The 16,008-nt window shown below is 70.4% G+C and carries 10 protein-coding genes; 2 read left to right on the forward strand and 8 right to left on the reverse strand.

Annotated elements, in window-relative coordinates; genetic code table 11:
- Positions 1-239: 239 nt before the first annotated feature.
- The 7 genes from OU415_RS20550 to OU415_RS20580 all read right to left on the reverse strand — a co-directional run bounded on the left by OU415_RS20550 (position 240) and on the right by OU415_RS20580 (position 14,065).
- On the reverse strand, positions 240-1,334 hold the full coding sequence (locus OU415_RS20550; protein WP_270950535.1) for an LLM class flavin-dependent oxidoreductase: 1,095 nt from the start codon (positions 1,332-1,334) through the stop codon (positions 240-242).
- A 288-nt stretch (positions 1,335-1,622) separates the two neighbouring features.
- Positions 1,623-2,939, reverse strand: a complete 1,317-nt coding sequence (locus OU415_RS20555) for a lysine N(6)-hydroxylase/L-ornithine N(5)-oxygenase family protein (RefSeq protein WP_270950536.1) — start codon at positions 2,937-2,939, stop codon at positions 1,623-1,625.
- Positions 2,940-3,030: 91 nt separating this feature from the next.
- On the reverse strand, positions 3,031-3,858 hold the full coding sequence (locus tag OU415_RS20560; RefSeq protein WP_270950537.1) for a siderophore-interacting protein: 828 nt from the start codon (positions 3,856-3,858) through the stop codon (positions 3,031-3,033).
- A gap of 98 nt (positions 3,859-3,956) precedes the next feature.
- The gene (locus tag OU415_RS20565; protein WP_270950538.1) at positions 3,957-5,336 is read right to left on the reverse strand and encodes an MDR family MFS transporter; all 1,380 of its coding nucleotides are present in this window, start codon (positions 5,334-5,336) and stop codon (positions 3,957-3,959) included.
- A complete protein-coding gene (locus OU415_RS20570) occupies positions 5,336-5,524 on the reverse strand; it encodes an MbtH family protein (RefSeq protein ID WP_270950539.1) in 189 nt (62 codons plus the stop codon). Before OU415_RS20570 ends, OU415_RS20565 begins: the two co-directional genes overlap by 1 nt.
- 36 nt (positions 5,525-5,560) lie before the next feature.
- Positions 5,561-12,649: an amino acid adenylation domain-containing protein gene (locus OU415_RS20575; protein WP_270950540.1), complete on the reverse strand. Its 7,089-nt coding sequence runs from the start codon at positions 12,647-12,649 to the stop codon at positions 5,561-5,563.
- Positions 12,650-12,724: 75 nt separating this feature from the next.
- Positions 12,725-14,065: a GNAT family N-acetyltransferase gene (locus OU415_RS20580; RefSeq protein ID WP_270950541.1), complete on the reverse strand. Its 1,341-nt coding sequence runs from the start codon at positions 14,063-14,065 to the stop codon at positions 12,725-12,727.
- Between the two features lie 266 nt (positions 14,066-14,331).
- On the opposite strand from OU415_RS20580, the gene OU415_RS20585 reads away from it, so the two are divergent.
- Positions 14,332-15,243, forward strand: a complete 912-nt coding sequence (locus tag OU415_RS20585; RefSeq protein ID WP_270950542.1) for a coiled-coil domain-containing protein — start codon at positions 14,332-14,334, stop codon at positions 15,241-15,243.
- Positions 15,244-15,255: 12 nt separating this feature from the next.
- Positions 15,256-15,666: a hypothetical protein gene (locus OU415_RS20590; protein ID WP_270950543.1), complete on the forward strand. Its 411-nt coding sequence runs from the start codon at positions 15,256-15,258 to the stop codon at positions 15,664-15,666.
- A gap of 29 nt (positions 15,667-15,695) precedes the next feature.
- Here the strand turns inward: OU415_RS20590 and OU415_RS20595 are convergent, their stop codons facing one another.
- Complete coding sequence (locus tag OU415_RS20595) at positions 15,696-15,824, reverse strand: hypothetical protein (protein ID WP_270950544.1); 129 nt, start codon at positions 15,822-15,824, stop codon at positions 15,696-15,698.
- Between the last annotated feature and the right edge of the window lie 184 nt (positions 15,825-16,008).

Below are 16,008 nucleotides of genomic sequence, written 5' to 3' on the forward strand. Positions count from 1 at the left end.
GCCACGCGAAACCAACGCCTGCGCCGGACCTCGACCCGAGTGGCCCCGCACACCATGCGCGAGCCCCTATGACCGGTTTGCTCGCCGATGCACCCGCCGCAAACCCGCCCCACCAGGATTCCAGTGGCCCGGACTCATCCTCGACCAGCCCATTTCCGCAGGTCAGAGCCCGTGAGCACTTTGAGTTGCTATAGCACCCCAAAGTACTCACGGGCTCTGACCAGGCCGAACAGCTGGGGTCAGATCATCCGGTAGGCCTTGGCGACCAGCTCGAACGAGTTCAGCTTGGTGTCGCGGTCGGGCACGTTGGCGGTCAGCATCAGCTCCTGCACACCGGTGCGCTCGCGCAGCTCGTCCAGGCCCCCGCGGACCGTCTCCGGCGAGCCGTAGACCGCGTCCTCCAGCCAGCTGTCGACGAAGCTCTGCTCCAGCTCCGTGTAGGCGTACTCGCGCGCCTCCTGCCGGGTCGGCTGCTTGCCGGGCATGCCGCGGCGCAGCCGGAGCATGCTCAGCGCGATCGGGCGGACGATGTCCAGCGCTTCCTCGTCGGTGTCGGCGGCCACCGCCTGGACCCCGATCAGCGCGTACGGCTCGTCGAGCACCGAGGACGGCTGGAAGGACCGCCGGTACAGCTCCAGCGCGGGCAGCGTGTTCTGCGCGCTGAAGTGGTGCGCGAAGGCGAACGGCAGGCCGAGCTGACCGGCCAGCTGCGCGCTGAACCCGCTGGAACCGAGCAGCCAGACCGGCGGCACCGGCCCGTTCGGGACGGACTGGATCGCCGCGTAGGGGTGGTCGATCGGGAAGTCGTCGCCGAGGAAGGCCAGCAGCTCGCCGAGCTGCTGCGGGAAGTCGTCGGCGGACAGCGGACCGCTGGTGCGCCGCAGGGCGCGGGCGGTGGCCTGGTCGGTGCCGGGAGCGCGGCCGATGCCGAGGTCGATGCGCCCGGGGTGCAGCGCCTCCAGCGTGCCGAACTGCTCGGCGACGACCAGCGGCGCGTGGTTGGGCAGCATCACGCCGCCCGATCCCAGCCGCAGGGTGCTGGTGTGCGCGGCGAGGTGGGCGATCACGACGGCCGGAGCGGAGCTGGCGATGCCGGGCATGCCGTGGTGCTCGGCGAGCCACATCCGCTGGAAGCCCCACTCCTCGACCCGGCGGGCCAGTTCGGTGGTGGTGCTCAGCGCGTCGGAGGCGCTGTGCTGCACGCCGACGGTGGACAGGTCGAGCACCGACAGCGGCACCGGCGAGTCACCGCGCGCAACGCCCCTGATCTGATCGGCCTGGTCAGCGGTCGCGCTACCGCCCTCGGCGCGCTCCGGAGTCGCATTGGTGTCCATCTCAACGTCCAACCACCCGACCCCGCACCTTGTTCCCACCTGTGCCCGCGGTTACAACCGGTCCAGAACTCCCGAATTCGGCGAAACCCCCGCTCTTCAACCCAAAAATCCCTCGGAAATCCCATCCCCGATTCCCCGCATCCCCCACCCGACACGCCGCCGGAGAACTGCAGTTTCAATTGAAACTGTGATCCGCCGTGGCTGGGATCCGCAGTTTCAATTGAAACTGCAGTTTCGACTTGACACGGACGGCGCAGGGGAATAATGCGAACGGAGCCCCGAACTGGATCAGGCGTAGGTGACGGCCTTGTCCGGTTGAGCGGTCTTCGGGCGGGATCGGCGGGTGAGGATCGAGTCGCGGATCTCGCCGGCTCGGACCGCTCCGTTGGACAGCAGCGACGACGTCAGGCCGTGGGTGTGCTCGGTCCCGCCCTGGAGGTAGATGCCGCCGGGGAGGTCCGCCGTGGTGCGCAGCCGGTAGTCGCGCTCCACCTGGAGGCGCCCGTGCTCGTCGCGCTCGCAGTCCTGCGCGGTGTCGCCGAGCAGCGGGAACGGGTCGCGGGGGCGGCATCCGGTCGCGTACACCAGCAGATCGGCGGCGAGTTCCGCGCGCTCCCCCGACGGCAGGAACTCGACGGTCACCGCCACCCCGTCGTCGCCGGCCACGACGTCGCGCACGCGGGAGGCGTTGAGGATCCGCAGCCGCTCCTCGCCGCGCACCTTCTCCTGGTAGGAGCGGGCGTAGAGGTCTTCGATCAGGTCCAGGTCGACCACCGAGTAGTTGGTGTTGCGGTGGTAGTCCAGCAGTTCGCGGCGGACCTCGGGCGAGGCGGTGTGGAAGTCGTCGACCGCCTGCGGGTCGAAGATCCGGTTGGCGAACGGGCTGTCGTCGGCCGGGCTGTAGCCGTACCGGCTGAACACCGCGCACACCTCGGCCGCCGGGAACGTCCGGTGCAGGTACTCGGTGACCTCCGCAGCGCTCTGGCCGGCTCCGACGACCACGCATCGACGCGGTGGCTCGGTCAGCTCGTCGACGCGGTGCAGCAGGTCGAGGTTGTGCCACACGCGCTCTCCGCGCTCCGCTCCGTCCGGCAGGCTCGCCTCCAATCCGACCGCGAGCACGACGTTGCGGGCCCGGTGCAGCTCCAGCTGCCCGCCGACGCGGACCACCACTTCGAAGAGCTCGCCGGAGCGGTGCAGTTCGACGACTTCCGCGTCGTAGCGCACCGCTTCGGCCACGCGCTCCGCCGCCCACTCCAGGTAGTCGTGGTACTCGACGCGGGTCGGGAACATCGTCTTGTGGTTGATGAAGTCGACCAGCCGCTGCTTGTCGTGCAGGTAGCTCAGGAAGGAGAAGTCGCTGGCCGGGTTGCGCATGGTGACCAGGTCCTTGAGGAACGACACCTGCATGGTGGCGCCGTCGATCAGCATCCCCTGGTGCCACCCGAATTCGGGCTTGCGCTCGAAGAAGACCCCGGTGAGCCGGTCGGCGGCGGGCGCGGTGCGGTTGTGCTCCTCCAGCGCGATCGCCAGCGCCAGGTTGGACGGTCCGAAACCGATCCCCAGGACGTCGTGGACTTCTTCCTCGCTCGGTACGGCAGACACGTTGTCCCCTCGCCTCGCTGGTGCCCGTTCGCGGGCACGCGGATTCACCGGCGCGAATCGAGCGTTCGCGCCGGACCCCGGTCCACGTCCGTCAGTCCCGGTCGTGGTTGTGCTTGTCGTGGTATTCGGTTTCGGCCAGCCCGTACTTCCAGTAGCCGATGGCGAGCACGGACTTCGCGTCCATGCCGCGGTCGTTGCGCAGGTGGCGGCGGATGCCGCGGACGATGCCGGACTCCCCGGCGACCCACGCGGACACGTCCACGTCGGCGGGCACGTCCAGCTGCTGCACGGCGTCGACCAGTTGCTGCGAGCGCCCGGCCGGGACGCCGTCGCGGTGCAACCAGGTCCACCGCAGGTCCGGCGGGCACGAGACGTGCTGCTGCTCGGTGGCGCCGCCGATCTCGACGAGCACCTGGCCGCGCGCGGTGGGCGGCAGGCCCTCGACGATGCTGGAGATCGCCGGCAGCGCGGTCTCGTCGCCGACCAGCAGGTAGTAGTCGGCGGCCCGGCAGATCTTGCCGCCGGGTCCCATCACGCCGAGGTGGTCGCCGGGCCGGGCGTTGCGCGCCCAGTTGGAGGCCACGCCGTGCTCGCCGTGCATCACGAAGTCGACGTCGAGCTCGCCGCGGGCCTCGTCGTAGCGGCGGACGGTGTAGGTGCGCATGGTCGGGCGCTCGTGCAGTTCGGGCCAGCGGTAGCGGCCGGTCTCCTCGTCCAGCGTCGGCAGCACCGGCCGCCGCTGGCCCTGCTGCGGCACGAAGACCTTGATGTTCGGACCGCTGTGCTGATCCAGGAAGCCTTCGAGCTCTTCACCGCCGAGGGTCACCCGCCGCATCGAGGGGCTCAGCTCAGCGGTGCGCAGCACCTGGAGATTGCGCGCTGGGGGCCGGCTGTGCCGGACTCGGTCCGCGGTACCCATCGACCATGCGTTCCTTCCTGTCCACCAACGATCATGTCAGTTAAGGCAAGCCTAACCATAGATCCACCGATTGTCTTCCCCCCGGTGGCTCAGATCTCTCAGCGCGCTACCGCAACCGGCTGCCTCTCGGGTGCTTTTTCCTTGATGCGCAACGCAAGCACCATCCCGACCAGCGCGAACCCGGCCGACACGAACATCGCCAGGTGGTAGCCGTCCAAGCCCGGCGAACCGGCCAGCACGCAGGCGGTGAGCGCCACGCCGAGCGCGGAACCGACCTGCCGCTGCACGTTGAACAGCGTCGAGGCGCCCCCGGTGGCGGACTTGCTGATCGTGGCGAAGGCGACGACCTGCAGCTCCGCGGAGGCCGCGCCGACGAAGAACCCGGTCAGCAGCTGCACGAACGCGGCGAACCAGAAGTCCCCCGCGCTGATCGCGTTGAGCAGCGCGAACGAGATCGCCGCGCCGAGCATCGCGGTGGCGATCACCCGGCGCGCGCCGAACCTGCGGTGCGCCCAGCCGACCAGCTGGGAGGCGATCATCAGCCCGACCGCCTTCGGCAGCGTCACCAGCCCGGTCTCCCAGGCCGACGCGCCCAATCCTTGCTGGAACAGCAGCGTGAATCCGTAGAGCGTGCCGAGGAATCCGGCCACGCACGCGAACAGGATCAGGCTCGCGCGGCGGAACGAGGAGTCGCCGAGCAGCCGCAGGTCCAGCATCGGTTCTCGGGCCCGCAGCTGGGTTTTGACCAGCAGCGCCAGGCAGATCACCCCGGCGAGCCCGGCACCCCAGACGTGCGGCGAGCCGAGTCCGCTCCCCGCCACCGATTCCAGCGCGTACATCACCAGTCCGAGCCCGGGTGCGGCCAACGCGAAACCGAGCACGTCGAACCGCTTCTCGCGGGCCTCGACGTGCTCGACCAGCCGCAGCGCGCCGAACAGCAACGCCAGCGCGCCGACCGGCACGTTGACGTAGAAACCCCAGCGCCAGGTGAGGTTCTCGACGAAGAACCCGCCGAGGACTGGTCCGAGCGCGGGCGCCACCGCGGTCGGCAGCAGCAGCACCCGGGACAGCCGGATCCGCTGTTCCGGCGGGTAGGCGCGGAACAGCATCGTCAGCGCGACCGGGCTCATCACCCCGCCGCCCGCGCCCTGCAGCACCCGCGCGAGGGTCAGCTGGGTCAGGTCCCCGGCCAGCCCGCACAACGCCGATGCCAGCACGAACACGCCGAAGGCGCCGAGGAAGACCCGCTTGGTGCCGAACCGGTCGCCGAGCCAACCGGACACCGGGATGCACACCGCGAGGCTGACCAGGTACCCGACGTTGACCGCCGAAGTCGCGCTGGCCGGTACCGAGAACTCACCGGCGATGGCCGGCAGCGCGACGTTGACGATGGTCGCGTCCATGCCGTTCATGAACATCGCCGCGACGTAGCAGATGCAGACCGCCGCCTGCGGGCTCACCTGGCGGAGCGCGGTCATCAGCGCGCGGGCCGCATGTCGGTCCAGTTCACCTCGATGTGGTCCACGCAGGACTCCCGGTCGGCCGGGCCGTGCGCGACGCTCCACCCGGCGGGCACCGCGATCGCGCTCGGCCACAGCGAGTACTGGTCCTGATCGTTGATCAGCGCGTAGTACTCCGCGGCCGGGTCCTCGAACGGATTACTCATCGTCGTGCTCCTCCAGTGTCACCTGAACACCCCGCCTCACCGGTCCACCTCGCCGAGCTCGCGCTCGACGACCGCGGCGATCTCGGCGAGCGGTCCGGGTTGGGTCATGTCCTTGTGCTCGCAGGCGATGTCGTGGTTGCGCACCTCGCCGTCGACGTAGGGCTGCCACATCTGGGCGGTCAGCGACTCCTTCGCCGGGTTGACGGTGGCGTAGAAGAACAGGACGTCGCCGCGGAACTTGTCGTGGTCGGCCTCGTTCTCCAGCACCGCGCAGTTGGCGAAGTTGTCGATGATCGCGGTGATGCTGTGCGGTTCCAGGTTGGCCAGCGCACTGCCCTCCGCGGACAGGATCGCCAGCACGCCTTCCCTGGTCAGCGAGTCGCCGTCGATGGCGGCCAGGTCGTAGCCGGCCATGTAGAGCAGGGCCTTGAGCGCTTCGGTCTCGGTCGGCAGCTCGTCCCACACGTCCTTCGGGTAGGAGTCGAGCATGCACAGGAACCGCACTTCCTCGCCCTGCTGCTGCAGCTGGGTGCTCATCTCGTGCGCGACCACGCCGCCGAAGGACCAGCCGAGGAAGTAGTACGGCCCGCGCGGCTGGATCTGGCGGATGTGCTCGAGGTACTCGGCGGCCATCTCGCTCAGGCTCGCCGCGACGGGCTGCGGTTCGGCGAGCCCGCGCGACTGGATCCCGTAGATCGGCCGCTCGTCGTCGATGTGCTTGAGCAGCCCCGAGAACGGCCACGCCAGCCCGGCCGCGGGGTGCACGCAGAACAGCGGTGGTTTGCTGCCTTCGGTGCGCAGCGGCAGCAAGATCTCCAGCGCGTCCCGACCGCCACCGCTGTGCAGCCGCTCCGCGAGCCCGGCCACGGTCGGCGCCGCGAACAGGCTTCCGACGTTGACCCGCACGCCCAGCGCGTCGCGGATGCGGCCGATCAGCTTGGCCGCCAGCAGGGAATGCCCGCCGAGGTCGAAGAAGCTGTCCTCGACGCCGACCCGCGGCAGCCCGAGCACCTCGGCGAAGAGCCCGCAGAGAATCTCCTCGGCGGGGTTGCGCGGCATCGCGTTGCCCACCGATTCGCCCAGGTCCGGCGCGGGAAGCGCGCGGCGGTCGAGCTTGCCGTTGGGCATCAGCGGCAGCGCGTCGACGAACACGACGGCGGCCGGGACCATGTAGTCCGGCAGCGCATCGGCAACGTGCCGGCGCAGCTCGCCGGCATCACCGCCGCCCACCGCGTAGGCCACCAGCCGCTTGTCGCCGGGGGTGTCCTCGCGCACCACCGCCGCGACCTGCGCGACGTCCGGGTGCTGGGCGAGCACCGCCTCGACCTCGCCGAGCTCGATGCGGAATCCGCGGACCTTGACCTGGTCGTCGGCCCGACCCGCGAAGTCCAGCGTCCCGTCGGAGCGCCAGCGCACCAGATCTCCGGTGCGGTACATGCGGGAACCGGCCGGCCCGAACGGATCCGCGACGAAGCGCTCGGCGGTCAGGCCGGGCCGGTTGAGGTAGCCGCGCGCCAGGCCGAGGCCGGAGACGTAGAGCTCGCCGACGACACCGGGCGGAGTCGGTTGCAGCTGCTCGTCGAGCACGTAGAGCCGGGCACCGGGGTCGGGCACGCCGATCGGCACCGAACTGCCCACCGCGTCCGGATCGCAGTCCCACAGCGTGGAGTTCACCGTCGCCTCGGTGGGGCCGTAGCAGTTGAGCATCTTCCGGCCGCGCGCCCAGCGGAGCACCAGGTCGGACGGCACCTTCTCGGCCCCGCACAACAGGGTCGCGTTCGGCGGGAGCTCGGTGTCGGCCGGGAACATGCCCATCATCGACGGCCCGATCGCCAGGTGCGTGACCTGGTGGCGGCGGGCGTACTCGGCCAGCGGTTCGCCGGGCACGCGCCGATCGGCGGGCACCACGACCAGCGTGCCGCCGCTGAGCAGCCCCATGCACATCTCCCAGAACGCCACGTCGAAGCTCGGCGAGGCGAACTGCAGCACCCGGCTGTCGGCGGTGATGCCGACCCGCTCGGTCTGGGTGGCCAGCAGCTTGGCGATGCCGCGGTGCGGCACCACGACGCCCTTCGGCGTGCCGGTGGAGCCCGAGGTGTAGATGACGTACGCGGCGTCGTCGAGCCGCGGAGTCGGCAGCTGCCAGCTGCCTTCCGGACGATCGTTGCAGCTCAGCAGGGCTGTCGGCAGTTCGGCGCCGAGGTCGTCGGTGAGCACCAGGCGCGGCTCGGCGTCCTCGACCATGTGCCGCAACCGCTCCACCGGGTACTCCGGATCCAGCGCCAGGTACGCGGCCCCGGCGCGCATCGCGGCCAGCAGCCCGATGATCAGTTCGGCCGAGCGCGGCAGCAGCACGCCGACGATGTCGCCCGGCCCGACGCCGTGCTCGACCAGCAGCCGCGCCTGCTCGGTGACCCGCCGGTCCAATTCGCGGTAGCTGAGCTCGACGTCCTCGAAGATCAGCGCGGTCTTGTCCGGCTCGCGCTCGGCGGCGCGCGCGAACAGCTCGGGGAACGTCCCGGCCGGTTCGACCGCGCCGACCGCATCGCCCCAGGCCAGAACCCGCTGCCGCTCCTGCGGGCCCAGCACGTCCAGGCGGCTGATCGGCTTCGCGGGGTCGGCCACCGCTGCGGCCAGCAGCCGGACGAAGCGCGCGGCCAGGTCGTCGACGGTCTGGCGGGTGAACAGGTCGGTGCTGTACTGCACCAGCCCGTCGACCCCGCCATCAGCGCGTTCGCTGAGGCTGAACGCCAGGTCGAACTTCGCCGCACCGGCATCCGCGGTGTCCACAGTGGTCGTCAAACCGGGCAGGTCCGCGGTGACGGCGTCGGTGGCGCCCCAGAAGGCGAGCATCACCTGGAACAGCGGGTGCCGGGCCAGCGAACGCGCCGGGTTGAGCGCCTCCGCGAGCCGTTCGAAGGGCAGCTCGGCGTTGTCGAAGGCGGCCAGGTCGGTCTGCCGCACCCGGTCGACCAGCTCCGCGAAGCCGGGCTCGCCCGAGGTGTCGGTACGCAGCACCAGGCTGTTGACGAAGAACCCGACCAGCTCGTCGAGCGCGTCGTCGCCGCGACCGGCCACCGGCGAACCGATGGGGATGTCGGTGCCCGCGCCCAGCCGGGTCAGCAGCGCGGCCAGTCCGGCTTGCAGCACCATGAACACGCTGACCTGGTGCTCTCCGGCGATCCGCCGCAACTCCCGGTGCAGCTCGGCGTCGAGCTCGAAGCTCACCGAGTCACCCCGGTGGCTCGCGACGGCCGGCCGCGGGAAGTCGGTGGGCAGCTCCAGCTGGTCGGGCAGATCGGCGAGCGCGCCGCGCCAGAACTCCAGCTGCCGACCGGCCAACCCCGCCGGATCGGACTCGGCGCCGAGCAGTTCCCGCTGCCACAGCGCGTAATCCACGTACTGCACCGGCAGCTCGTCCCACTCCGGCGCCGCGCCCCGAATCCGCGCCGCGTACGCGGTGGACAGGTCCCGAACCAACGGCCGGATCGACCACTCGTCAACGGCGATGTGGTGCAGCAGCACCAACAGCACGTGCTCGTCCCCGGCCTCGAACAGCACGGTCCGCACCGGCGGCTCCACCGCCAGGTCGAACCCCTCCCGAGCGGCCTCCGCCACCGCACCGTCCACACCGGACCCCGTCGCGGAGTTCCACAAATTCAATGGAAATTGGACGTTCGATTTCAATGGAATTTGCGGATCACCGGACGACGGGACCTGAACGACGGTCAGCTCCGGGCCGGAGTCGAGGACTTGTTGGCGCGGTTCGCCGAGTTCGTCCGGGAAGATCGTGCGCAGGCTCTCGTGCCGCTGCACGACATCGCCGAGCGCCGCGCGCAACGCCTCGACGTCCAGCTCGCCGGACATGCGCAGCACCAGCGGCAAGTTGTAAGTGGCGCTAGGACCTTCCAACCGGTTGAGGAACCAAAGACGCTGCTGCGCGAACGAAAGCGGAATCCGCTCAGGCCGCTCAACCCGCCGCAGCTCCGGTCGACGCGCAACGGCGCCCAGCTGCTCGGACAGCCCGGCAACGGTCGGATGGTCGAAGAGGCTGCGGATGGTCAGCTCAGCGCCGAGTTCGACCCGCACCCGCGCCAGCAGCCGCGCCGCCAGCAGCGAATGCCCGCCGAGCTCGAAGAACCCGTCGTCGATGCTGACCCCGGGCACCCCGAGCACCTCGGCGAACAACCGGCACAGCCCGGCCTCGACCTCGTTGCGCGGTGCACGCCCCGCGATGTCGCCGCCGAACTCCGGCGCGGGCAGCGCACGCACGTCGAGCTTCCCGTTGGCGGTCAACGGGATCTCGTCCACCGGCACGAACGCCGAGGGCACCATGTACCCAGGTAGCCGCTCGGCCAAGTGGGTCCGCAGCTCCCCCTCCCCGGCCTCGCCGGCGGTGTAGCCGACCAGCCGCTGGTCGCCGGGCTGGTCCTCGCGCACCACGACAGCGGCCTGCCGGACCTGCGGATGCGCGGCCAGGTGCGCCTCGATCTCGCCCAGCTCGATGCGGAATCCGCGCACCTTGACCTGGTGGTCGGCGCGACCGATGAACTCGATGCTGCCGTCCGGACGCCACCGCCCCAAGTCACCGGAGCGGTACATGCGGGTTCCCGGCGCACCGTGCGGGTCGGCGACGAACCGCTGCGCGGTCAGACCGCGGCGCCCGAGGTACCCGCGCGCCAGGCCCTCCCCCGCGACGTACAGCTCGCCCACCACTCCGGGCGGCACCGGCTGCAGCTGCGAATCCAGCAGGTACACCCGCAGATCGGGGATGCCGCGGCCGATCACGCTGCCGTCGCGCCGGGCCACCAGCTCGCGGTCCAGCTCGACGTAGGACACGTGCACGGTGGTCTCGGTGATCCCGTACATGTTGACCAGCTTGGGCAGCTCCGGATGCCGCTCGTACCAATCGTCCAACCTGGACAGTTCGAGCGCCTCGCCGCCGAAGATCACCACGCGCAGCGCCAGTTCGCCCGCCGGATCCTCCCGATCGGCCTGGCTGAGCTGGTAGAACGCCGACGGCGTCTGGTTGAGCACGGTGACCTGCTCGTCGACGAGCAGCCGCCGGAACTCCTGCGGCGAGCGGCTGACCTCGTGCGGCACGACCACCAGCCGTCCGCCGTGCAGCAGCGCGCCCCACAGCTCCCACACCGAGAAGTCGAAGGCGTAGGAGTGGAACAACGTCCACACGTCGTCGCCGTCGAACGAGAACCACGGCTCGGTGGCGCCGAACAACCGGACCACGTTGTGGTGCGGGATCGACACGCCCTTCGGCTGGCCGGTGGAGCCGGAGGTGTAGATGACGTACGCGGCGTGCTCGACGGTCAGCGGCCCGCGCTCGCCGGGCTTGGGGTCGCGCTGCGAGTGCCGCGAGATCTCGGCCTGCGCGGTCGGGTCGTCCAGCAGGACGGAGGTGATCCCGGCGGGCAGCCGCGATGCGTGTTCGGCGTCGCTGATCAGCACGGTCGGCTGCGCGTCACCGACGATGTAGGCGATCCGATCGGCCGGGTGCCCGGGATCCAGCGGCAGGTACGCCGCCCCTGCCTTGAGCACCGCCAGCAGCGACACCACCAGTTCGGCCGAGCGCGGCAGCGCCAGCGCCACCAGCTGTTCCGGCCCGACGCCGAGGTCGATCAAGTGGTGCGCGAGCTGGTTGGCGCGCGCGTTGAGCTCCTCGTAGGTCAGCCGCTCGTCGCCGAAGGTGACCGCGATCGAGCCGGGAGTCCGCGCGACCTGTTCCTCGAACAGCTGCGGCAGCGGCACCGCGGGCGACTCCGGCACGCCGGCGATCGGCGCGTTCCACTCCTCCAGGATCCGGGTGCGCTCCTCGGCGGAGAGCAGTTCGACCTGCCCGATCGGCGTTTCGCCGGAGCATTCCGCGAAGTTCCCGAGGAAGCGCAGGAACCGCTCGCGGTGCGCGGTGAGGTCGGCCTCGCGGTAGCGGTCGGGGTTGGCGTCGAACTCGAACCGCAGCTGCCCGTCCTCGTGGTAGACCGCGACGGTGAGGTCGTCGACCGGTCCGGCGGCGAGGTTGTGCACGGTGGCCGGGCTGTCGCCGAACCGCAGGTCGTAGTCGAAGGCCTTGATGTTGATCATCGGCCCGAACAGCGGCCGGTCCGATCCCAGCAGCTTGAGGTCGCGGCGCAGGTCCTCGCTGCGCGTGCGCTGGTGCTTGCGCAGCCGCCGAACGGCCTTGGTGACCTGCGAGATCAGTTCCGATCGCGTGGTCGCGGCGGTGATCCGCAGCCGCAGCGGCAGCACGTTGACGACCATGCCGGGCACCCGCAGCGCGGCCGAACCGAGCCGCCCCATCACCGGCAGCCCCAGCACCACGTCGTCCGCCCCGGTCATCCGGTGCAGGTAGGCGCCGAAGGCGGCGATGAGCGCGTCCGACCAGATCGTGCGGCCCTCCTCGGACGCCGCGGTCAGATCCGCCCCGGATTCCCCGCGCTGCCGCAGGAAGTCGTGCGCGGTGGGCCGCGAGCTCCCGGTCAGCGACGCCACGTCCGGTCGGTCGGCGAACTGCTCCTGCCAGAACGCCGCGTCCCGCTCGAACTTCGCCGATTCCCGGTACTCCCGCTCGTCGTCCAGCAGCGACTCCAGCGGGCCGAACGGCGACGGGCCGAGGTTCAGGTCGCCGTAGAGCTCGGCGACCCGGCGGATGAGGATCGAGAAGCCGTAGCCGTCGATGGCCACGTGGTGGATCCGCTGGTACCAGCACCAGCGCTGCTCGCCGAGCTTGAACAGCGCGGCGCTCCACAGCCGGCCGGCCTGCCCGCGCGTCAGGTCCACCGGTTCCCGCAGGTCAGCCCCCATCCAGGCGAGCGCCTGCGCATCGGGGTCGGCGGCGGTCGAGCAGTCGACGACCGGCAGGTCGAACTCGGCGGGCTCCTCGACGACCTGGACCGGTTCGGGCCCGTCGTCGCAGATCCGGATGCGCAGCGAGTCGGCCTCGGCCACCGCCCGGCGCAGCGCGATGGCGAACCGCTCGGGTTCCACCGGTCCGCGGATCTCCACGCGTTCGGCGGTGTTGAAGATCGGATTCGCCTGGTCGAGTTGTTGGGCGAACCAGATCCCCGCCTGCGCGGCCGACAGTGGCAACTGCTGGTCAGCTAGGCCCGGCATCGCTCTCCCCACGATCAACAAGGTAAGTAAGCCTTACCTTAGTTCTCTGGAGATCAGGAGTACAGGTGGGGCTGCTCACCCGCGCTCGAAGATCATCAGCGCCGAGTTCTTGCCCGGCAACCCGATCTCTCCCGACCTGCTGAAACCGGCCTTGCCGAAGGCGCCCACCGAAGCTCCATTGTGGACGTTCGGCTCGGCCACCACGCGTCGGCAATCCCGGTCGGCGTCCAGCAACCCGTCGGCCACCGCCCGCAGCAGCGCCGAACCGACCCCGCGCCCGATCGCATCCGGCTCGCCGATGGCGATGTGCACGCCGAGGTCGTGCGGATCGTGCGAGTAGCAGCGCGCGAGCTTGTCCCGCTGCACCCGGTAGAGCTCCAGGTAGGCGACGTCGCGCCCGTCGAGCCCGACGATGCACGGCACCGAATGCTGCCCGCCGAGCTGACCGGCCAGCTCCTCGTGCCACTGCGCCACCGGCCACGCCTGGTTCCAGTTCACCGCGACGTGCTCGGCGTTCATCCACCGGTGCACCAGCGCGACGTCCGGCCCGCCATCACTGCCGACGACCTCCACCGGCCGCAACGACCAACCCCCGCCCAGCACCGGGATCGGCACGCCCGGCGCCTCGGCCGCGCCCGACCAGAGCGGGTTCGGCGCCTCGAACCGGACCGGCTGGATCTGAACCTCGCCGGTGTTCGACCGGTACCGCAGGTCGGAGCCGTTGAGCACGGCGAGATCGGTCAGCGTCGAACTCGCCAGCCAGTGCTCGACCAACGACGCGGACCCCGGGTGCGCCTCGGCGACCCCGCCCAGCCACTTCCGCAGCTCCGCGAGCAGATCGCCCTCGTGGACGACGCCGCGCCGCCCCAACAACCCGATGACCGCCAGCGGCCCGCGGGTCAGCAGCTCCACCGTCGCGGCGGCGACATCGCCCTCCCAGCCCAGCACCGCGGGCAGCAGCCGGCCCTCGACGTGCGCGGCCAACCAGCGCCGCGCCTCATCGGCGTCGGACACCGAGCGGGCCACCGCGACCAGTTCCTCCGACAGCGCGAGCGGGTCGAACTCGCGCCTCGGCAGCGCGCGCATCAGCCAGTCCACCGGCGAACCGGCGTCCGCGGAGTTGATCGGAGCATCGGGCAGCGCGCGAGCACGCGCATCCGCCGAGCAGGCCGCGGCGAGCAGCGCGGGATCGGCGACCGCGACCGGCTCACCGGAGTCGTCGAGCACGTGGATCGTCCCGAATCCGTGCGCACCGGTCGGCGAGCTGTACCCGACTTCGGTGCCCAACCGCAGCGCTCCGACGGTCAGCCGCAGCGGTCCCTCTACGACGGGCGTGTGCGTCTCCGCCAACCACCGCCTCAGCAGCGCCGACGCGCGCTGGTGCGACTGCCCGGGAAGGTCGACTCCACTCGTCACGCAATGCTCCTCGAACCGGGGACACGTGAGCGGAGCCTAACCTAATAACTGCCTCACACGGCAGTGTCAACAAACACCCCTCGTCCGAGGCTGTGCACTGTGGACGGGCCGCGTTTTTGATCACCCAGCGCAAGGCGATCAACCGAGCGATCGACCATCAGTACCTGATCCGGTGATGATCGTTGTGTCTCGCTGGGCGAACACGGACCATCAGCCCTACTCTCCGAGCTACCGAACCGCCGCACCGCCCGGAGAGGAGTTCACCCATGGATGACGCCGACTCCGTCGTTCCGCTCCGGCCGGGATTCGACATCCAGGTCCGCGGGTTCAACCGCAGCCAGGTCGTCGACCACATCGAGCTGCTGGAGGACCAGCTGCGGCTGGTCACCATCGACCGCAACGAGGCCGCGCAGCTCAACAGCGACCTGCGCAAGCTCTGCGACGACACCCGCCGCAGCCTGGACGCCGCCGAGCAGCGCCTCCAGCGCATCGAGTCCTCCGACACCGGCCTGCCCGCCGCCTCCCAGCGGGTGCAGAACATGCTCTCGATCGCCGAGGAGGAGGTGCAGACCCTCCGCGACCAGGCCCGGCGGCAGGCCGAGATCATCCGCGGCACCGCCGAGACCGAGGCCCGCGAGCTGATCAGCGAGGCCGAGCGCAACGCGACCGAGATGCGCGAGGAGTGCAGCCAGCTGATCGCCGACGTCGAAGAGCGCCGCGCCCGGCTGCACCGCGAGCACGACCAGAAGGCCAGCGAGCTGCGCGCCCAGGAACACCGGATGCGCCAGAACATCCGCAACGAGTACAAGCGGATCGTCACCGCCGCGCAGGAAGAAGCCGACGCGCTGATCGCCGAGACCCGCAGGCAGTGCGGGCAGTGGGACGCCGAGACCGAGCAGATGCGCCTGGAAGCGCTGGAGGAGATCAACTCCCAGCAGCGCCGCTTGGAAGAGCTGCGCGCCGCGGTGCTGTCCTCGATGGACCAGGCAAGGCAAGTGCTCAGCACCTCGACCGAAGAGCTGCGCGGTCACGCCCCCGCTGCCGAGCCCGAGGCGCAGCTACCGCTCCAGCTGCCCTCGCAACGCGAGAACGTGCAGACCTACCTCATCCCCATCAACGGTCAGCGCCCCAGCAACAACGGTGCGACCCCGCAGCCCGGACCTGCCCGACAGAACTGATCGGAGCATCACGTGGAACTGCTCGTGCTGATGTTCGTCACCGGTTTCGCACTGGCGACACTGATCTTCTGGCCGCTGCTGCACCGAGCGAACCGCCGGCTCGGCGAGCAGGAGTCCGCCCCGCGCGGCAAGCACGCGCTGCGCGCTCCCACCCCGCCGACGGTCACCCGCCGGACCCCGGAGCCGACGGCAGCCGCCGAGCCCGCGGAGCCCGCAGAGTCTGCGGAGGCCGCCGAGTCGACCGAGGCCGAGGCGGAGCAGCCCGCGGCTGAAGTTCAGGCCGTCGCGCCGGCGCAGCGCACGTCGGAGCCGGTCGAGCTCCCCGAACTGCCCACCGACCTGTACGAGAAGCACTTCGAGGCGAAGTTCAACCGGTCCCGCCAGCGCATCGCCCGGCTCCGGGCCGAGATCAGCAAGGAGTAAGCGTCACCGGTTCCAGCGACTGCTATCACTCAGTCGCTGGAACCATCGGTCTGCACCTCGGCCAGCTCGCCCTCGCGAGCTGGCCGTTCCAGTTCCCGCTGTTCTTTTCGGCGGTCCGCCACGTAGAACGGCGCAGCAGCGAGCACGGGCACCAACATGCCCAGGAGAATGATCAGAACCGAACCGCCCACGGCCCTCGAAGCCCCGTCCGCAATGGGAAGAATCCACGCCCGAACGGGCGTGTCGCTGGGCACATCGTTCCAGATCCGGAAATTCGTTAACCGGCGGCCGGTGTGCCCCGTGTCACATTTGCGGACGGCGCTTTCCTTTGTCCCGCAACGG

This window comes from Saccharopolyspora oryzae, from assembly GCF_027853915.1.
In the GTDB taxonomy this organism is placed as follows: domain Bacteria; phylum Actinomycetota; class Actinomycetes; order Mycobacteriales; family Pseudonocardiaceae; genus Saccharopolyspora; species Saccharopolyspora oryzae.